This window comes from Leptonema illini DSM 21528 (assembly GCF_000243335.1).
Classification (GTDB): Bacteria; Spirochaetota; Leptospiria; order Leptospirales; family Leptonemataceae; genus Leptonema; species Leptonema illini.
The window spans coordinates 572,116-590,297 of the sequence record NZ_JH597773.1; the positions used below are offsets into that span (position 1 = coordinate 572,116).

The following is an 18,182-nucleotide window of genomic DNA, read 5'->3' on the forward strand; positions in this document are numbered from 1 at the left end:
TCCCTCACCGGGCCTCCCAGGTTCCTCATGTCTTCCTTCTGCAAGTGCTATCCGCTCTGACCCCGAGCAGCCAGTCGGGTGCTAACCATTGCTTCCCCGACCGTGTCAGGCTTCACCAACTCCGAGAGGCTGGCCGCTGCTAATGGTGTAACGAGGCTCATGTCGGTTCACTTTTGTTACGGCCCTTACATTTGATCCGCGTGGCTTCACCCAAATGGATTACTCCAGCAGATGCACGCTTCACTACCCGCCGAATGGCTAATTGCGGGGTGGGTACCTTTCAACCCACGGGAGAACACAGGCTTATCCTGGCGCACCGGAGGCACGGAGGAAATCTAATAGGAAAGTCGGGAGAAGCGATAGGGTTTCAATATCGCTACCGTTAGATTCTCCGATTTTTCTTCTTTCGTGATTTTCGCGTATTTCGCGGTAAGCAAATCCTTTTGACCGCGAAAAGCGCGAAATACGCGAAAACGATCCGAAATGGAGAAGCGTTCGCGTGCGGAAAGGCCCTACCCCACTCTTCTTCTCCGCGTCCTCTGAGCCCTCCGCGGTTAAACCTCTTTGCTGCGATGCTACGAGAAAAAAAGAAAAATCTACCGCAGAGGTCGCGGAGAACACGGAGACGATTAAAAAGGTAGGTATGAGGTAGACTTCCCATTCTTTCCTCTTTCGTGCTTTTCGTGTATTTCGTGGAAAGCACTCTTACTCTTCTTTCTGTCTTTCTCCGTTGTTATTCCTTCTTCTCTCCTTTCGCTTACAAGAAAGCCATAAGAGTGTAGACCACGGAGACACGGAGGAAAGATACGATCGATAAACAAATCAAAGGCCCTCGATTTCTTTCGCGCCTTTCGTGTATTTCGCGGTAAAAAACTCTTACCCTTCTCTCCGCGCCCTCTGAGCCCTCCGCGGTTAAATCTCTTTGCTGCGATGTTACGAGAAAAAAAGAAAAATCTACCGCAGAGGTCGCGGAGAACACGGAGAGGATAAAAAAGGGTAGGTATGAGGAGGACTTCCCCTCCTTTCCTCTTTCGCGCTTTTCGCGTATTTCGTGGAAAAAAGGATCTGTTTCTCCGCCGATTCTCTCCATTTTTCCCGTGACAGGCATAAAAAACGCTCGCCAAAGTGCATATACACACCATAATCAGTGTATATGCACACAACAGTAGAACAACCCGCCTCCAATGAGGTAGCCCTGTTCCAGATCATCGGCGAGCTTGAAAAGCATCCCGAATCCCTGCACCGCATCCGCTTCAAGGATTGCGACCCGTTCGGCCACCTGCACAACGCTCGCTACGTCGACTACGTAATGGAGGCTCGCGAGGAGCACCTGAGAAACCATTACACGCTCGATCTGCAACGGCATGCCGAAGTCACCGGACATGGTTGGGTCGCGCGCAGTTCTCAGCAGGTTTTTTTACGGCCCGCTCGCTGGAACGAAGATGTCTGGATTCAGACGGCCATCCTCGATACGACCCCTTCGGGCATGAAGGTTGAGGCCGTCATGCGCAGCGTGGATCGCAGTATCGTTCATGCGGCCGTCTGGATGGAATTCTCTTATATTGATCTGAAGCGGGGGCTGCCCATCCGACACGAGCCCGAATTTCGTGAATTCGTCGATTCTCTTCAAATCGAGAAAGGATTCCGGCTTTCCCTGCCTGAGGAGCGTATAAAATCGTTCCGAAGCAGGCGGGAATGAGCGACGATAGATTTTTTCTTCTCTGTATCAACCACAACCTGAAGCGGACGGCCAGGGCGACGACGCAGGCCTTCGATACGGCCCTGCGTCCGCACGGATTACGCATCGGGCAGTTCAACGCCCTTGCCGCTCTGCGTCAGCTTGGCGACCTGACGCTTAAAGAAATGGGAGAGTTCCTCGGCCTTGATCGCACGACCCTGCTCCGTTCAATCGAGCCTCTTACAGAAAGAGGCCTGATAGAGCGTGAAAAAGAAGGGCGTCGCGTTATCCTTCGTATGACGCCCGAAGGACGCAATCTCTTTCGCAAGACATTCCCCGTATGGCGTCAGACGCAGGAGGCCATGCTTGACGCCTTCGGTCGCGAACGCTGGGAGGCGATGAAGCGAGACTGTCATGACCTCGAACGCATCGCTCAGGAGACGAAATGATTCGCCCCGGCGACGTTTTCCTGCTCGCCGACAACGTCGGCATCGCCGCCTTTGCCATCACCGGAATGCTCACGGGCATACGACACAGGCTCGATATTATCGGGATTTTGACGGCGGGCTATCTCACCGCCTTCGGCGGCGGCATCATGCGCGATGCTATGATCGGGCGTATCCCCTACGTTTTCCAGGATCCGGTACCGTCGTCCGTTGCGACGATCTCCGTTCTTCTTGTTCTGGCCTTTTACTTTATAAAGAAACGTCGCGCCTCTCGCATAGAACAGAGTCGGATAACGATCTTCTTCGACGCCATCGGCCTGTCCTCTTTTTCGATTGCGGCCGCTCTGCTTGCTATCGACAGGGACCTGAATCTTTTCGGAGTCGTATGGATCGCCTTTATAACGGCCACCGGAGGCGGCATGGTGCGCGATATGCTTTTGAACCGCGTTCCGAAGCTGCTTTTTACGGAGTTCTACGGAACGATCTCAATCCTCATAGGCCTTCTGCTTTATTTGTTATCGAGATACGACCTGCATAGAAACGAGGGCGTGTTGATCGTAATTTTTGTTAGTAGCGTTCTTCTACGTCTGGCCGCTTACCGGTGGAACTGGTCGCTTCCCGTACCGGATAGCTCCGGTAGCACCGACGACAGATCTGAGAATTGAGCGATGACTGCATCGGGGCTTTCTTCGCCTCGAATGCCGAAACCGTACTCGCAGAAGATCGTTTTAACTCCGGCACGCCGTCCCGCTTCGAGATCGGTATGATGATCGCCGATCATTACCATCTGCCCTGGTTCTCTTTCCAGGGTTTGAGCGATACTGAGAAGTCCCTCGGGGCAGGGCTTCAAGCAGGGGCCGTCGCCACCGACAACGATCTCAAAAAATGGAAGCAGACCGAGCTTTTCGAGAATGATAACCGAGGCGGCGCGATACTTATTCGTAAGCACGGCCATGCGATAGCGGGATTTCAAGCGTTCGAGCGTCTCCATTACGCCGGCATACGCCTCGGTCAAGTCGGTACAATGTTCGGTATAGTGCTCCCTGAACGCAGCCAGAGTCACGTCAAGCTCTTCGCCTTCGGCCTCATCGCCCGTTAACTCCGGAAAGCAGCGCTGAACAAGCTGACGGGCTCCGTCTCCAAGGTGCGAGCGAATCAATGCAATATCGAGAGCGGGAAGACCTCTGCTTTCTCTCGTGAAATTGATCGAGGCGGCGATATCTCCCGAAGAATCGACGAGAGTTCCGTCAAGATCGAAAACAAGCAGCTGTAACTCAGACATCCGATGCATGCCCCTCCGCTACGGCATCGTGCGGTCGACTGCTGCGTTCCTCGGCAAAGGCTACGACCTTCTTCTTGAATTCAGGATAACGACGTAGAACGCGATCGAAGGTCGATCTATCGAGATAATACAGGTCGCAATACTCCGCCGCTCGCGCGCTGGCCGTTCGCGGTTGATGAAAAAGCAGAGCCATCTCGCCGAAGAAATCCCCTTCGCCAAGCGTCGCCTTTATCTCGATATCGTCGACCGTCAGAATCTCCACCCGCCCTTTCGAAACGAAATACATTCGCTCACCGAGTTCTCCGCGACGGAATACATAGTCGCCCGGAGTGTAAACGACCGGCCGCAGCTCGACGACAAGCTCTCTGATAAATTCGTTAGACGATCCTCTGAAAATCGGAACCTTTTCCAGGATCTCCATATTCAGATGGATGACGACGTCGGCCTTTAGAGAATCGGGTAGATCGGTGATGACGGATAGCTCATCGTACCCGCGACGGCTTTCCCACAGGTAGTTGTAGTAATTACGGATCCGAGATTGAAGACGCGGCGGGATGTTACGATACCGCATAAACGCCGTAACCTGTTCCATCTTCTCCTGATGATGCGCTCGCGCTACGTCGAGGTTCGCAATCATGGTGGCGATGTTACCGATCAGGTAACCATAGACGCCAACGCCGAGAACCATGACGGCCATCGTATAGATGAGCTGAACGGCATTGGTGCGGTCGGGCGTGATGTCACCGTAGCCCACTGTAGCAATCGTCGTAAGACACCAATACAGAGCGTTCAAATAGTCAAGCAGCGGATCGCCGGTAGAGCCGACGATGGCCAGCCAGCCGCAGGAAACCCAGTGAGCGGCCATGAGAATCCAGTAGGCCAGGATACTCATACGCAACAGGCCCGGATGAAGCGTCGACTGCCTTTGAATGGTTCGCAGAATCCCGGCCAGATGAAACAGCCGAAGAACACGAACCATTCGCACCAGACGCGAGATGCGCTGCGCAAGTAGCGCAGGCAATCCAAGTGGCCCGGCCAGAAGAAAGATCAGATCAAACGGCAACGCCGCCAGAAAATCAGGAACGAACCATGATTTCATGTAACGCCGTCTGACCTCCGAACGATCGACGATCAATCGCCCCTGCTCGGACTGCACGGTATAAAACTGCAGAACGACATCGACGAGAAATATTGCGGCAAGAAGAGAGTCGGCGACGAAGATCCATCCCTTTGCCGTATAACCAAAAACGAGACGTAACGGCACCTCAATCGCCGCGAAGGTTACGGCGAAGAGGATGAAACCATCCCATGCATGCTTCCATCGGTTATCAGGATAGATCAAAGCAACAACTCACCGCTGATTCTGAAAGGGACGCAGCTCTTCAATACCCTTCATCTGAAGATCTGAAGAGATGGTGGCATCGGCAAGCATTCTGTCGCGCAGCTCGACGATCTCTTTCTCACATTCTTCGTCGAGCCTGTAGCCGTTTTCATAGATAAGTCGGATGGTCTGCTCGGCCGACGATCCCTTTACGTTCAGATAACCCGAAACGAAAAGCGAGTTGGCGACGCGCAGCCCCTCGCCCTGACGATCGCCCAGATAAACCTCGCGACCGGCCGCCATGCGGATCTCGGCCGATGGGTTAGCCATACGGAATACGGAGAGGATTTTCAGGCAGTCGTCGGCGGTAAGGCTTTCGGGATTTTTCACCGCATGACCTTCGACGGGCAGAAAGAAGTTTACGGGAATGGAGGCCGCACCGAGTCGATTCAGCTCGAAGGCGACGTTTACAAGATCGGCGCGACTTTCACCCATGCCGGCGATGACTCCGCTGCAGAGCGAGATGCCGCGCGAAGAAACGTGTTCCAGCGTGTTCAGGCGATCCTGATAGGAGTGCGTCGTGGCGATCTCTCCGTAATGAGACTCTGACGTGTTCAGGTTATGGTTATAACGATCAAGACCGGCGTCGGCGAGAATGCGAGCCGTTTCGGGATCATTGATGAGCCCGGCACTCAGACAGACCTTCATGCCGAGCTCATCGTTGATACGTTTGATCAGCTCGGCATATTTTTCGGCCATACGCGGCGAGGTTCCGCGACCGGCTGTGACGAGGCAGTAGCGATGCGCTCCGCTCTTTTTTGCCGCCTTAGCCTCTTCCATGATTTCGTCTTCGGGTTTCGTCTGGTAAACCGGAACTCCCTCTGCCGATTTGCGCTGAGCGCAATAGCCGCAATCCTCGGCGCAGTTTCCGTTACGAATGTTATTCAGGATATGAACGAGAACGCGATTCTCATGAAAATGACGCCGTATCATTTCACCTATACGAAGCACGTCTTCGGTGGCGATGTCGGGGCTTTCCAGAATAGCAAGAGCAAGCTCACGATCAATCAGACCGGAACGCAGCGCTGGATCTGAGTTCAGACGCTCCCGGACGCGTGTTTCGAGGGACTGAAGGGCTTCACCGGAAAGAAGGGCGGACATGGATTCGAAAAAAACGCTGTCCGTGCAGCCGCAAGTACTTTTAAGAGACCTATGTCCGAAGGCCTTTCTCACAGACAGAGCTGGAATTATCTGAATTTTTGCGGCGTTTCACCGCTGTATGATCCGGCCCGTATGGCCGCCCACCGTTTCGATGAACGCCATTCGCTTCAGGGGGCGCTTGTCTTCGCCGAATACCCGGACGTCCTGGGCGAGCTGCGACAATCGGCAGGCCGGCTGCTGCATACGGATGCGAACAATCTGTCGTTCGTCAAGAATACGGCAGAAGGCCTATCTATGATTGCCGCCGGATATCCGTTACAGGCAGGCGACGAGATCGTCAGCTACGTGCACGAATACCCCTCGAACCATTATCCCTGGCTCGTTCAGGAACATAGAGGCGCCACGCTCAAGCTCATTCAGAACAGAGCATACGGGCTTCTTGCCTGCGACGATAGCATCACACTGCCAGGGCCGTGCAGCTTTTCGCTTGAAGATATCGATGCATTGGTAACGCCGCGCACGAAGATCATCTCTATCAGCCATGTGCAGTTCACGTCGGGCTTTGCCGTCGACCTGAAACAGCTCGGCGCTTATTGTAAAGAGCGAAATATCGACCTCGTCGTCGACGCCGCTCAGAGCCTCGGTGCGCTTCCGCTGTATCCCGAGATGTGGAATATCTCGGCGATTGCCGCATCGGGCTGGAAGTGGCTGCTTGGCCCGATCGGCTGCGGGCTGCTCTATACATCCCCTGCCTTTCGCGAGAAGATTCAGACGGTCATGACGGGCGCCGATCTGATGAAGCAGGGCCAGGATTATCTGAATCACACATGGAATCCATATACGGACGGACGCAAATTCGAGTACAGTACCTCGCCCGTTTCTCTTGCCGTCGCTCTCAAGGTCTGCATCGACGAGCTGCCTCTTCAGAATACCATCGAAGGAGTGCGCGATCATATCTTCGCCATGCAGGACGTCTTTATTGAATTGCTGGATCGCTCTTCATTGGCTGGAATAAAAGAGAAGATACGTCCGCTCTGCTTTCAGCCCGAGCACCGATCAGGCATACTCTCGCTTATCGTTCCCGATCCCGATACTGCTTCACGCAAGCTGCGCGATAAGGGTATTGTCTGCACCGTGCGCGGAGGTTATCTGCGACTGGCTCCGCATCTGCCGACGACGGCTTCAGATATTGAGCGGTTTTTCAGTGCGCTGGCTTCAACTGTTTGAAAGCCGTCCCCGAAATCGCTTCTCTGGAACTGGTTTCTTCTCTCGTTGCTCCGGCAGCCCGGCGACAGACCGGCCGACGTTAGCCGGCCTGTTCTTCACATGCGCTGAGATTGTCGACAAGCTTCTGCAATACCCGGCGACACGTCTCCATATCTTTCTCGGCAATGCCTTCGCGCGCCTCCACACGAATCTCAGAGAGTTGCTTCTGGATCGTACTCAACGTGGAACGCCCGAAGTCGGTGAGCTGCACGAAGTTGTTGCGTCGATCTTCGATCGTGCTTGTTCGCTGGATCAGTCCCTTGCGTTCCATGCCCGAGACCAGCCTTGAGATGCCCGTCTTGTCTTTAAACATTCGGTCGGCAAGATCCTGTTGATTCACCTGCGATTCACATCCGAGCATCACGAGAATCAGGCATTGTTCACTTGTCAGTTCCATGCCGCAGCTGGCCATCCTGCGATTGAGTCGCCTTCGCATGGAGTAATGCGCCCTGCCGAGCAGGTATCCGAGTGGATCGGACGTCTGAGGAGGTTCTGGTTGCATGGAACGACTTTTCATCGGGTTATCAATCTCCTGTCAATCGGGATTCGGAACCCGAGCCATCCCGGGTCCGAACTCAGGGATCAGGCCGTTAATCCCCTTTCCCATGTAAAATTCTTGTTCAGATAGTAGTTATTCACCGTAGCGAACAGGATTCCGATCAGGTTGGCCCCATAACTGGCCGCCTGGGCCGGAATCTGATCGGGAGTAACGGCAAGAAGCAGGTTCCAGACGGAGACCTGAATCAAAAACCCATACAACGCCACGACGTGAAATTTTCCAAATCCTGCCAGATTGGACGTAAATCCCGTGCGTTTCCTGTCTTTAAAGGTCCAGGAGTTATTGGCCATATAATTAAAATACACGCTTAACTCGAAACCGATCAGGACGGCAAGTGACGGTCTCAAAAGCGTGCCGCGCTGATATTCAAGGCCGAACAGCGCGGTGGCCAGAAACTGCCCCAGAAGGTTCACAAGAACTCCCGCCGAACCGATCAGGGCATAGCGAAAGAACGTGGTCGAAAGCGTCCGTCCGAGACGGATCTCAACCAGCGCAAAAATATATTGCAAGATAACCGCTCCGTCCAGCTTCGTCTGACCGTGCATCCGATTACGAAAGCGATAGCCGACCTCACGCACCTCGCGTCCTTTTGCTCTTGCGAGAATCTCAAGCAGGATCTTGAATCCTTTCGGGTTTAACCGATCGGCAATCTGTTCAAAGGTCTCTCTTCTAACTCCGAAGAATCCGCTCATCGGGTCATTCACTCCGACAGGTAGCATGATTTTCGCCATCATCGTAGCGGCAAGGCTCATCATCTTGCGAATCCACGACATCTCTCCATAGCTTCCGCTTTCGGCCATGCGCGAACCGACGACGATTTCGGCGTTCTGTAACTCCTGCACCATGCGCGGGATCACCGACTCGTCATGCTGAAGATCGGAATCCATGACGATAAAATGCCGTCCGCCTGCTGATGCCATGCCGGTAACGACAGCCGACGATAATCCTCTCTCATCGATGCGACGGATCAGACGCAGACGGTGATCGGTCATGGCCATCTGCCGCACCATATCGTAGGTATGATCGGGCGAGTTGTCGTCGACGACGATCAATTCAAAACTGAGATGCGCCTCTTCAAAAAGTCGAATCAGCGTCGGAATCAGAATGCTCAGATTCTCTCTTTCGTTATACGTGGGAAGTATGACAGACACGTCTACAGCATGACGGTTCCGCTGTTTTCCCGGAAAATATTCCCGCCTGAATAGCGGCTTGCGTTCCTTGAGCTCCTGCATATTTTTCTCCTCTCTGTTTCAGGGGGTCGCCGTGTGTAACAGGCGACTCTGTTTATCTAATACAGCCCGATAACAATCTGCATTGCTCCGGACCGCTCTTTTCATTACGTAAGATCGTTTCGCAGGAAGCCAGTTTACCTGAATGCTTTCTGCATCCTGTATAACATGCCGATCGGACGGCCCGCTTCGTTGCTTCGTCCCTGCCCTGCAGAGCGTCTGCCTGACAGTAAAGAAGTGCATCGCAGAAACGGCCACAGAGCAGATCGGCGTCTTCCTTAGAATAGTGCGTTTGCTCAGTGGCTTCGCCTTTTTCGGTCGGTATAAGCTTGTACGAGGCCACGGCCAATACACCGACCGCTATCAGAATTACCGGCAGAAAGCGCCAGAGCTTCGAATTTTGAAATCGAATCGTCCACTGCGTAAGATCTGAAGATTGATCGCCCGTATGCCGGCTCATTGTGAGGCCTCCTTCACAGGCGCATACAGCACGCTCCTGCCTTCAAACGGAAGCCGCCAGTCAGGCGAAGAGACTGAAGAGCGCAGAGAAGAAAAACCGGGAAAGTCAATCGGTCGGATGCTCCAGTGTGACCACTCGGCCAGGCGAGCATACCCGGCTGGAGCAGACACATCCTCCTGTAATACAACGACGGCTCTTTCGCCGTCTGCACAGTGGATGCGCTCTTCTATTGAGGCATGGGCGATATCGCTATTAGGTATAAGCAACTGTAATTCAAAGACATCCCACCAGTTACGACTTACAAGACAGACGCCCTGCCCCTTTAGAAGGGATGCCTGCTCTGCAGGAAGAATCGGACGGGTAACGGCAGGCAACAGGCCAAATTGCATGACCAGCATGATCACCGCCGGAGCAAGAAGATGCATGCCTCCCCACTTCCAGTCGCTCAAACCAGAAGAGGCTGCCATCCAACCGGCACAGACTCCCGCGAGAAGTAATAGAGATAGCAAAACCGCCAGATAGGTCGAGGCAAAGAGAAAGAGTGCGATCGAAAGAAGAAGAGCCAGAACGGCGCTCTGAACAAAAAGCAGCCATCCGGCAATGCGATCTTCTTTACGAAACGAAAGGCCCACGGCGACAAAAACAAGCGGAAGGACGGGAACCACATAATAGGGGTCCTTGCGATCGGGCAGAAGGTGAAGCAGCGTTATAAGGATGGCAGCCACAAAAAAAACACGCGCCGTGTACGCAGCTGGCCCTCTTACAGGGTGTAGAAACGAACGTCCGGCAATCCAGAGAACAGGAAGCGTAAACGGCAACAGATAGAGTAGCCATCCTCCGAAGATGCGCATCATCGGCTGGTTATCCGCCGCGAACTTGCCTGCATTCTCGACGACGAAAAAGAACCAGAGCGTTCCAGTGTGACCGTTTGCGGCCAGGGCTACGACCCAGATCAACGGTACAATGAACGACGCCAGGCTGAAAACGATGCCGTCCTTCAAGAAGCTGAGTAGCATTTCTCGCATGCGAGGCGTGTTATTCAGAGCACCCGGCGACCAGAGTCGCATCCCGGCCTGCGAGAGGAAAAGCAACGCTGCATAAACATGGAAGAGTGGTCCTTTATAAAGGAAAGCGATGCCTGTCAGGAACCCTGCCAGAGCCATAAACGCCATGCCCTTCTGGATGCGCCAATGCCGGACGAAAGAATAAGCGACCGCCGTCAAAAAGAAGGCCATCGGCAAATCCATCATCAGCAGACGTCCGAATTTGAAGGCTGCCAGCGAAACAAGAAAGGCGGCCGTAGTAAGAAGGCTTCGCGCAAGAGAGAGCGCATGCAGCCGTGCAATCAGGAATAGAAAGACGGCCGTTCCTGCGCCAAGCAGGGCAACGACAGAACGGTCAGCCAGAAGGGATCTACCGAATAAGGATTCGCCGAGCATCCCCATCCAGAAAAGCAACGGCGGCTTATACGAGTTCGGTTGCTGCGTGAGCTGCGGCATGAGAATCGAGCCGGCATCAAGGCTCTCACGCACGGTGGCGATATGCATGACCTCATCGCCCTGCCGCAGCAGGTTGAGGCCTTCCGCTCCGGGAAGCAGGAGCGTGCTTCCGGCTACAAAAATGGCCAGCGCAATCAATCTCTCTTTCGCCCGGGACGACATGCTCCTGTAAGGAAAATGAAACTGCCGCCGGCGTCAACAGATTTAGGTTGCAGGTGCAACTTTTTCAAAAAAAACTGAATACACTGAATGCATTGAACGGCCGGTTCAGACCTGCAGGCTCTTTCGAAAACGCAATGATCCGTAGCTCAAAAAAGCAACGGCAAAGCCGGTCAGCACCAGAATATTCGGCCAGACCTGCTCCCACCCGCTCCCTTTCAGAAAAATCTCACGCTGTGCGCGCAGGGCATACCGCATGGGGTTGAGCAACGTTCCGTATTGAACGGCCTGCGGCATGTTCTCGAGCGGGAAAAAGAAATCCGAAAGTATAATAAAAGGAAAGAGAACGGCAAAGACCGTCATCATCGCCTGCTGCTGCGTCTGGCTGATCGTCGAGATAAAAAGGCCCATACCGAGCATGGCGAGGATATAGGCGAGGTTCAACACGACAAGCGCCGACAGCGAACCGGCAAGCGGAATCTGAAAGATGAGCATTCCAATACCCGTAGCGATGGCCGCGTCGACGGCGGCAATTACCGCATAGGGGATGGTCTTGCCGAGCATCAGCTCCCATCCGCGGATGGGCGAGACGACAAGCTGTTCGAAGGTGCCGCGTTCTTTTTCGCGGGTGATGCCCATCGCCGTGAGCATCGTCGTGATGACCGTGAGGATCATGGCGATGATGCCCGGCACCATATAATGCGATGAGACCAGGGCCTGATTATAAAGCACCCTTGTCTCGATGTGAAGCGGATGCACGGACGGACGCAGGCCTGAAACGGCGGCAGGCATCGCCTTTTCAGCCGTGCTGTTTAAGATGCGCAGCAGATAGCCCATTGCAATCGTCGCCGAGTTGCCATCTGACCCGTCGAGCATGAGCTGAACCTGCGCCTTTGCATCGGCCGAGCGAAAGTGGCCTTCGAGTCCGGGCGGGATGACGATCACGATACGCGCACGGTTCTGCATCAGAGCGCTGACGCCATAGTTAACATCGCCGGTGATTTCGGTAACGTGAAAATAATCTCCGCGGCTGACGGCCGAGAAGATCTCACGCGAAAGGCCCGATCGATCCTGGTCGACGATGATGGTGCGCAGGTTCCGCACCTCATTATCCGTAGCGACGCCGAACAGGATCATCTGCAACACGGGCACGGCAAAGATAATCAGAAGCATTCGTTTGTCGCGAAACGTCTGAATCCATTCTTTCATGATGATGGCACGCAGAGTCATCAGGCCACCCTCTTCACGGTTTTGCGAGTCGCCACAAAGAGAACAAAGGCGGCAAAAAGAGCAAGAAAGACAAGCTCAAGCACGTAGGCCTCCGGGCCGGTGCCTTTCAGGAATAACGTGCGCAACACGACGAGAAAGTATTTCGCCGGCACTATATAAGTAATCATGCGAATGATGGCAGGCATGCTCTCTATTGGAAAAACAAAATTTGAAAGGATAATACCGGGAAGCATCGTCGCCACAAAGGCCGCCTGCATCGCCGGCAGCTGACTTTTCATCACGCTCGACAGCATCATGCCGAGGCCAAGCGTTCCCGTCGCGAAAAGCACGGCGCCCGGAAGCAGCCAGATCGGATTCCCGCGAAACGGTATGCCGAATACGACGACGGAGAGCACGGCCGTCATCGTCGTCTGCAAGACGCTTATGCCGATGTAGGGGATGATCTTACCGATGATGATCTCGTAGGGGCGCACAGGCGTGGCGATGAGCTGCTCCATCGTTCCCCTCTCCCACTCGCGGGCGATGACAAGCGAGGTTAACAGAGCGGCAAGAATGGCCGTCGTCAGGGCGATGATACCGGGCAGTATATAAAAGCGGCTTTTCAGCTCGGGATTAAAGTAGATGAGCGGAGCGGGTGAAAGGCGTGCGACTCTCATGTCGGCTAACCCGGACCTGTTCAGGCCGTCTTTCATGATCGACTCGGAATACCGCGCAGCGCCAAGCAGAAGATAGTTCTGACCGACCGTCGCCGCGTTATTATCGCTTCCGTCAAGGAGCGCCTGTATCTCGGGCTGATCCCCTCGACGGATGCTTCGGGCAAATCCTTCAGGAATAAAGACGCCTATCTTGATCTGACCGTTATCAAGGGCAGTCATTAAACCGGAGTCGGTCGTTTCGTATCGCTCCAATCGAAACCATCCCCCTGCCGTAAGGTGGGCGATAAAGGATCGGCTCTCTTCTGTGCGGTCGCGATCGACGACGCCCATGCGTATGCCGTCGATATCAAAGTCTACGGCATAGCCGAAGATGAGGATCATCACAACGGGAAGAATAAAGGCCAGGTAAAGCGTGCGAAAATCACGCCGGATGTGAATCCACTCTTTCCAGGCCATCGCATAGATACGCTCCAGTGTCGCCTTCATGCCTGCGCCCTGCCTATTACATAAACGAACACGTCTTCAAGAGATGCAGGAACGACGCGCACCTCGCATCCCTTCTCTCGCAGGGCTCGTTGAAAACTTAGCGCCTTTCCCTTAACGACAACATGATAGCCCCGACCGAAGGGATCGATGCGAACGATCTCATCGCTACGCTGCCTCCATGATTCAAGCAGAGCGCCGACGCTCTCGCCTCCGTGAATCTCAAGCACGGGCCCTGGCAGAATCGTCGCTCGAAGTGCGGATGGGCTATCAAGGGCGTCGATGCGACCCCGATTCATAAGGGCGATGCGGTCGCACTGCTCCACTTCGTCCATATAGTGGCTTGTCACGAAAACCGTGCGTCCGCGCTCCTTCATCTCGCGGATCAAATCCCAGAACATACGACGCGACGCCGGATCGACGCCGGCTGTCGGCTCATCGAGAAAGATCAGCCGCGGATCGTGAATCAACGAACAGCTGAGCGCAAGGCGCTGCTTGACGCCGCCCGGAAGTTTATCCGTGCGCATGCGACGATCTGACTCAAGCCCCGTTTCCTGCAGAATCTGATTCTTACGCCGGCGCAGCGGATCGCCTGCAAGGCCGCGAATACCGGCGGCGAAATTGATGTTCTCTTCGACGGTTAAATCTCCGTATAACGAAAACCGCTGTGACATGTAGCCGATGCTCTGTTTGACGCCTCCCGGGTTTTCGGCGATATCGATACCGAGAACGCGTGCGCGCCCGGAGCTTGGAGGTAGAATACCGCACAGCATGCGGATCGTCGTCGACTTACCGGCGCCGTTTGCACCGAGAAAGCCGAAGATCTCGCCGGCCTGCACATCGAACGAGATGTCATCGACGGCGCGAAAGGAGCCGAAGTGGCGGCTGAGATTCTCAACAAGCACGGCCCGATTCATGCATGCTCCTTCTGGTACTGCACCAGCATGAGCAGATCTTCGATGCCGGGGTGTGCAATCTTCATGCGCCGGACGGTCTTCTTGCTACCGGCAAATACGACGCGAATACCTTCGGGGGCAATAGCGGTTAAAGCTCCTTCGGGTAACTCACGTCGCAGGCGCTCCAGATCGTCGGCAGGCGTTCTCGTCTCGAAAACGAAAACACGGTTCTGCAGCTCGCGAAGCAGTCCGACCGGCGTCCCTTCGCGTAAAAGCATACCGTCATACATCAGACCGACACGATGACAGCGCTCGGCCTCGTCCATATAGGGTGTACTGACAAGCACGGCCACACCGTCGGCTGAAAGAGAGAAAAGCAGGGCCCACAGATCTCGACGCGAGACGGGATCGACACCGTTCGTCGGCTCATCCAGAAGAAGCAGATCGGGTCTGTGCAGAATCGAACAGGCGATGGCAAGCTTCTTGTACATGCCGCCTGAAAGGTCGCCGGCCTTTCTCTCTTTGAACTCCGAAAGCCTCACAAACTCCAGAAGCTCATCAATGCGTCGCTCCCGGTTTTTGTGAACGCCGAAGAGTCGCGCGAAAAAGGCAAGATTCTCGTACACGGTCAGATCGGTATACAGGCCGTAGAGCTGCGGCATATAGCCGATGCGCTCTTTGATACGATCGGGCTCTTTCGAGACGTCAAGGCCCATCACATGAATCGATCCTTCATCTGCGGCTAACGCTCCGGCAAGCAGCCTCATCGTCGTCGTCTTGCCAGCACCGTCCGGGCCGATCAGTCCGTAGATTTCGCCGCGTTCGACCGTCAGGCTTACATGCTCGACGGCGCGAACATCGGCGAAGCGACGCGAGACATCCGACATGCTGATGACGGAGCGAGAATCGGCGCCTGTGATGATGCTTGTCGGCACGGATGATACTCCTATCTGCTCTGCCCCTGCGGGCGTCCCCCATCTGCTTCTCGCAGTGCGATGCGCGCATCGGCCGGCATGCCCGGCTTGAGGATGCGCTCGGAGTTATCCAGGCGAATGCGCACCTCGTATACAAGGCGCGCCCTCGCATCGGCCGTCTGTACGTTCTTCGGAGTGAATTCCGCTTCATCGGCAATGGATTCGATTATGCCCTCGAACTCCCGATCCAGTCCGTCGACTTTTACAAAGGCCTTTGCTCCCGTCTGTATCGAGTGCAGGTCGGGGCCAGGAAGATAGACGTTCAGGCGCACAGTCGAAAGATCGGCGACACTGAGAATGGCCGCTCCCGGAAGGGCTACCTCGCCGATCTCAAAATTTCGCGAAAGCACGACGCCGTCGACAGGCGCCAAAAGCGTGATCTCGCGCACCCTGCTTTTTGAACGACGCAGAGCGGCCTCAAGCTGACCCGACTGCGCCCGTGCCGCCTGCAATCTGGATAACGATACCTTCTCGCGAGTGAGCAGACGATCGAGATCCTGACGGGCCAGGCTGCCCGATCGAAACAGCTGCTCACCGCGCAGACGTTCTTTGCGGGCGTTCTCATAATCGGCCTGGGCCTGTGTGATGCCGCTTCGCGCCGCCTCCAGGCCTGACCGAGAAAAATCGACATCGGCCTCGATCTCCTCATTCTGTAAAAAGACCAGAGCGTCTCCTTTCGCAAAGCGATCGCCCTCGCGCACGGCGATTCCTGCGATACGCCCGGCATACAGAGGCGAGATGCGGATCTGATCGACCTCGATCGTTCCCGATCCGGCGACGGCGGCGCCGTTATCCGAGCAGGCCATCACGACGGGAAGCGGTAACAATAGCGAGACGAAACTGATTCTTCGAAATGGGCTCATGGCTTGCTCTTGTTAAAGATCTCAAACTGGCCGGAGCTACGACCGCTCCAGCGCTCCCAGTCGGCGAGGTTTTCATAGAATTCCGCGGTGCTGCGCAGAAACTCCACCTCGCTTTTCAAAAGCAGCACCTCGGCGTCGAGCAGGCGACTCAGATCGATCGACCCGTTTTTGTGGGCCACCTGAGCCGCCTCAAGAGCAAGCTTCGCTCGCTCCACTCCGACCTTGCGTGATAGAATGGTGCGGCGTCCGCTTTCAATACGCTCGATTAATAGATCGTATTGCGCCTTCAGCGTTCGCTCAAGCTCGTCGGCCTGCAGAGCGGCGTTCTGCGCGTCGATCTTCGCTCTTTCATATACGGCCTCGGATCTGCCCGAATCAAAGATCGGATAACTCAACTGCAAGAAGGCGCTGTACTCGGTTCCGTATCTTTTATCGCCGAGATACGGGTTAACCTGAGCCGCCTTAACGCCCGTAACGACGGTGGGCAGACTCTCGGCCTTCTTCGCCTCGGCCGCCTCTTCGGACGCCCTGCGCTGAAAGGACACGGCCATCAGTCGGGCAAACTCGGGCTCTTCAGCTCGCAGAAGGGCGACGTCGAAATGCATCGCCTGCTCTGATGCACGCTGCAGATCACCGATCGGATCCGGAAGATCTTTCACATTGAGCAATATGGCAAACTGACGCAGCCCGGTGCGCTTGCGATCGGCGGCCTCATCGACGGCGATGCGAGCATCTTCCTCTTCGGCCTGCGCTCGCAGCAGCTCAAGACGTGCGATCGTTCCCGCCTTGAACGCACGATCGGCGTCGGCAGAGCGACGGCGATGACGATCAAGATTGTCGGTGGCCAGATGCTCCATCTCTTTTAGCAGAAGAATCGTCAGATAGGCCCGGCGCACATCAAACTGCACCGTGCGGCGACGATCAAGCAGAAGCCAGCGCGAGGCCTCTTTCATCTGCTTCGACGCCTCCTGTAAATGCGACCGGCGTCCGCCTTCATAGAGAATATAACGCAGCTGTGCGCCGTGACTGAACATATCGTTACGACCCATGTTCAGCTCAAGCGGAGCCATTCCAGGCAGGATCTCTTTACGCACTCCGGGGCGCGGATCGATATGGGAATAGGAGCTGAACAGGCTGAGCTCCGGATACGAAAACGAGTCGGCAATCGCGCCGTCGAGCTCAGCCTTCTTGAGCTCGTTCTCCTGCACGCGCAGCGACGAGTTCGCCTTCCATCCCTGCTCGACGGCTTCGGCCAGCGACAGGCCTTCGCCGCTAAGAGCGAGCGGATGTGCGAAACATACGATAATGAAGAAAGCGGCAACAATCAGGAAGGCGTCTTTTCGCGAACGGCCGCCGCCATAATCGACGCCATCGTATCGCGATACTGAGCCGGATCGAGCTGCACGAATTTTTTCCATTCCAGAACCTCCTGAAAGAGGATGTATCCCATAATAGAACCCTGAATAATGCGAAAGAAAATATACGGATCGACGCTCGCATTTTTCATACGCGGCGTCATCGCTTCGGTTAACGGAATCCACAGCGTATCGTGAATCTGCCGAACGAATCTCTGTTTCTCGTCGTCGGGCAGCGTCATGAGCGAATTGAAAACGATGCGAATCATATCGCGCAGACGTCCTTCGCGAGCGCTTCTTTCGAATAGATCGAAGACGTCTTTCAGGATCGCCTCAAGATCGTCGCCTTCGCGTTGCGCAATGAGCGATTTCATGACGACGTCGAGGTTGGATCCGACAATGCCCTGCACGAGAGCGCCGAGGATGGCCGTTTTGTTCTCGAAATGATGAAAGATCAGCCCCTCTGAGACGCCGGCCTGCCGGGCAATTGCCTTTGTCGTCGTGCCATGAAAGCCCTTCTCGGCAAAAAGAGAAAAGGCCGCCTCAAGGATCAGCTGGCGACTTTCCTGTGCATTCCGATCGTGCTTTCTGCCTGTCTTCGCCTCTTTCAACTCCTGCCTCCGCCAAATCCCTGATTCACCCGACACAAATCCTGCGCAAACCGA

General features: G+C 55.0%; 18 protein-coding genes. 4 read left to right on the forward strand and 14 right to left on the reverse strand.

Translation table 11 applies throughout. From position 1 onward, the window contains the following. Positions 1-1,153 precede the first annotated feature (1,153 nt). The 3 genes from LEPIL_RS02590 to LEPIL_RS02600 are packed head-to-tail and all read left to right on the forward strand — an operon-like array spanning position 1,154 to position 2,789. Complete coding sequence (locus LEPIL_RS02590) at positions 1,154-1,699, forward strand: acyl-CoA thioesterase (protein ID WP_002769664.1); 546 nt, start codon at positions 1,154-1,156, stop codon at positions 1,697-1,699. After that, entirely contained in the window at positions 1,696-2,127 is a 432-nt protein-coding gene (locus LEPIL_RS02595; RefSeq protein WP_002769666.1) for a MarR family winged helix-turn-helix transcriptional regulator, read from the forward strand. Before LEPIL_RS02590 ends, LEPIL_RS02595 begins: the two co-directional genes overlap by 4 nt. Then, positions 2,124-2,789, forward strand: a complete 666-nt coding sequence (locus LEPIL_RS02600; protein WP_002769668.1) for a trimeric intracellular cation channel family protein — start codon at positions 2,124-2,126, stop codon at positions 2,787-2,789. The genes LEPIL_RS02595 and LEPIL_RS02600 overlap by 4 nt, the downstream gene beginning before the upstream one ends. Here the strand turns inward: LEPIL_RS02600 and LEPIL_RS02605 are convergent. From LEPIL_RS02605 to bioB, 3 genes are read right to left on the reverse strand one after another with little or no spacing between them, the layout of a single operon-like run. Continuing rightward, positions 2,720-3,406, reverse strand: a complete 687-nt coding sequence (locus tag LEPIL_RS02605; RefSeq protein WP_002769670.1) for an HAD family hydrolase — start codon at positions 3,404-3,406, stop codon at positions 2,720-2,722. The two genes, LEPIL_RS02600 and LEPIL_RS02605, sit on opposite strands and share 70 nt — an antisense overlap. Continuing rightward, positions 3,399-4,748 carry an ion transporter gene (locus tag LEPIL_RS02610; RefSeq protein ID WP_002769672.1) on the reverse strand — a complete coding sequence of 450 codons (1,350 nt, stop codon included), beginning with the start codon at positions 4,746-4,748 and terminating at the stop codon, positions 3,399-3,401. The genes LEPIL_RS02605 and LEPIL_RS02610 overlap by 8 nt, the downstream gene beginning before the upstream one ends. Positions 4,749-4,757: 9 nt before the next feature. After that, positions 4,758-5,888 carry a biotin synthase BioB gene (gene bioB / locus LEPIL_RS02615; protein ID WP_002769673.1) on the reverse strand — a complete coding sequence of 377 codons (1,131 nt, stop codon included), beginning with the start codon at positions 5,886-5,888 and terminating at the stop codon, positions 4,758-4,760. A 51-nt stretch (positions 5,889-5,939) separates the two neighbouring features. Here bioB and LEPIL_RS02620 point away from each other — a divergent pair, with 51 nt between their 5' ends. Continuing rightward, entirely contained in the window at positions 5,940-7,115 is a 1,176-nt protein-coding gene (locus LEPIL_RS02620; RefSeq protein ID WP_002769674.1) for an aminotransferase class V-fold PLP-dependent enzyme, read from the forward strand. A gap of 79 nt (positions 7,116-7,194) precedes the next feature. Here LEPIL_RS02620 and LEPIL_RS02625 read toward each other — a convergent pair whose 3' ends face one another. The 11 genes from LEPIL_RS02625 to LEPIL_RS21495 form a co-directional block, all read right to left on the reverse strand. Next, positions 7,195-7,656 carry a MarR family winged helix-turn-helix transcriptional regulator gene (locus tag LEPIL_RS02625; RefSeq protein ID WP_157135012.1) on the reverse strand — a complete coding sequence of 154 codons (462 nt, stop codon included), beginning with the start codon at positions 7,654-7,656 and terminating at the stop codon, positions 7,195-7,197. 80 nt (positions 7,657-7,736) lie between these two features. Continuing rightward, a complete protein-coding gene (locus tag LEPIL_RS02630; protein ID WP_002769676.1) occupies positions 7,737-8,945 on the reverse strand; it encodes a glycosyltransferase in 1,209 nt (402 codons plus the stop codon). A gap of 52 nt (positions 8,946-8,997) precedes the next feature. Next, positions 8,998-9,402 (reverse strand): Cys-rich protein, encoded by a 405-nt coding sequence (locus tag LEPIL_RS02635; protein ID WP_002769677.1) that lies wholly within the window; start codon positions 9,400-9,402, stop codon positions 8,998-9,000. Further along, positions 9,399-11,063 carry an ArnT family glycosyltransferase gene (locus LEPIL_RS02640; protein ID WP_002769678.1) on the reverse strand — a complete coding sequence of 555 codons (1,665 nt, stop codon included), beginning with the start codon at positions 11,061-11,063 and terminating at the stop codon, positions 9,399-9,401. Before LEPIL_RS02640 ends, LEPIL_RS02635 begins: the two co-directional genes overlap by 4 nt. 105 nt (positions 11,064-11,168) lie before the next feature. Further along, the gene (locus LEPIL_RS02645; protein ID WP_002769679.1) at positions 11,169-12,290 is read right to left on the reverse strand and encodes an ABC transporter permease; all 1,122 of its coding nucleotides are present in this window, start codon (positions 12,288-12,290) and stop codon (positions 11,169-11,171) included. Continuing rightward, positions 12,290-13,432: an ABC transporter permease gene (locus tag LEPIL_RS02650; protein WP_002769680.1), complete on the reverse strand. Its 1,143-nt coding sequence runs from the start codon at positions 13,430-13,432 to the stop codon at positions 12,290-12,292. Before LEPIL_RS02650 ends, LEPIL_RS02645 begins: the two co-directional genes overlap by 1 nt. Next, a complete protein-coding gene (locus tag LEPIL_RS02655; RefSeq protein WP_002769681.1) occupies positions 13,429-14,346 on the reverse strand; it encodes an ABC transporter ATP-binding protein in 918 nt (305 codons plus the stop codon). The genes LEPIL_RS02650 and LEPIL_RS02655 overlap by 4 nt, the downstream gene beginning before the upstream one ends. After that, positions 14,343-15,260, reverse strand: a complete 918-nt coding sequence (locus LEPIL_RS02660; protein ID WP_002769682.1) for an ABC transporter ATP-binding protein — start codon at positions 15,258-15,260, stop codon at positions 14,343-14,345. The genes LEPIL_RS02655 and LEPIL_RS02660 overlap by 4 nt, the downstream gene beginning before the upstream one ends. 11 nt (positions 15,261-15,271) lie before the next feature. Then, a complete protein-coding gene (locus tag LEPIL_RS02665) occupies positions 15,272-16,162 on the reverse strand; it encodes an HlyD family secretion protein (RefSeq protein WP_002769683.1) in 891 nt (296 codons plus the stop codon). Continuing rightward, positions 16,159-17,580, reverse strand: coding sequence for a TolC family protein (locus LEPIL_RS02670; protein WP_040918204.1), 1,422 nt, complete (start codon positions 17,578-17,580; stop codon positions 16,159-16,161). The genes LEPIL_RS02665 and LEPIL_RS02670 overlap by 4 nt, the downstream gene beginning before the upstream one ends. Next, positions 17,487-18,128, reverse strand: a complete 642-nt coding sequence (locus LEPIL_RS21495; RefSeq protein ID WP_002769685.1) for a TetR/AcrR family transcriptional regulator — start codon at positions 18,126-18,128, stop codon at positions 17,487-17,489. The genes LEPIL_RS02670 and LEPIL_RS21495 overlap by 94 nt, the downstream gene beginning before the upstream one ends. Positions 18,129-18,182: the final 54 nt, after the last annotated feature.

Bases quoted from the DNA above. Each gene is read 5' to 3' on its own strand.
- LEPIL_RS02620 (WP_002769674.1), top strand. From the start codon at position 5,940: ATGTCCGAAGGCCTTTCTCACAGACAGAGCTGGAATTATCTGAATTTT.
- LEPIL_RS02630 (WP_002769676.1), bottom strand. From the start codon at position 8,945: ATGCAGGAGCTCAAGGAACGCAAGCCGCTATTCAGGCGGGAATATTTT.
- LEPIL_RS02600 (WP_002769668.1), top strand. From the start codon at position 2,124: ATGATTCGCCCCGGCGACGTTTTCCTGCTCGCCGACAACGTCGGCATC.
- LEPIL_RS02650 (WP_002769680.1), bottom strand. From the start codon at position 13,432: ATGAAGGCGACACTGGAGCGTATCTATGCGATGGCCTGGAAAGAGTGG.
- LEPIL_RS02605 (WP_002769670.1), bottom strand. From the start codon at position 3,406: ATGTCTGAGTTACAGCTGCTTGTTTTCGATCTTGACGGAACTCTCGTC.
- LEPIL_RS02640 (WP_002769678.1), bottom strand. From the start codon at position 11,063: ATGTCGTCCCGGGCGAAAGAGAGATTGATTGCGCTGGCCATTTTTGTA.
- bioB (WP_002769673.1), bottom strand. From the start codon at position 5,888: ATGTCCGCCCTTCTTTCCGGTGAAGCCCTTCAGTCCCTCGAAACACGC.
- LEPIL_RS02645 (WP_002769679.1), bottom strand. From the start codon at position 12,290: ATGACTCTGCGTGCCATCATCATGAAAGAATGGATTCAGACGTTTCGC.
- LEPIL_RS02635 (WP_002769677.1), bottom strand. From the start codon at position 9,402: ATGAGCCGGCATACGGGCGATCAATCTTCAGATCTTACGCAGTGGACG.
- LEPIL_RS02665 (WP_002769683.1), bottom strand. From the start codon at position 16,162: ATGAGCCCATTTCGAAGAATCAGTTTCGTCTCGCTATTGTTACCGCTT.
- LEPIL_RS02625 (WP_157135012.1), bottom strand. From the start codon at position 7,656: ATGCAACCAGAACCTCCTCAGACGTCCGATCCACTCGGATACCTGCTC.
- LEPIL_RS02670 (WP_040918204.1), bottom strand. From the start codon at position 17,580: ATGGAAAAAATTCGTGCAGCTCGATCCGGCTCAGTATCGCGATACGAT.
- LEPIL_RS02655 (WP_002769681.1), bottom strand. From the start codon at position 14,346: ATGAATCGGGCCGTGCTTGTTGAGAATCTCAGCCGCCACTTCGGCTCC.
- LEPIL_RS02595 (WP_002769666.1), top strand. From the start codon at position 1,696: ATGAGCGACGATAGATTTTTTCTTCTCTGTATCAACCACAACCTGAAG.
- LEPIL_RS02590 (WP_002769664.1), top strand. From the start codon at position 1,154: ATGCACACAACAGTAGAACAACCCGCCTCCAATGAGGTAGCCCTGTTC.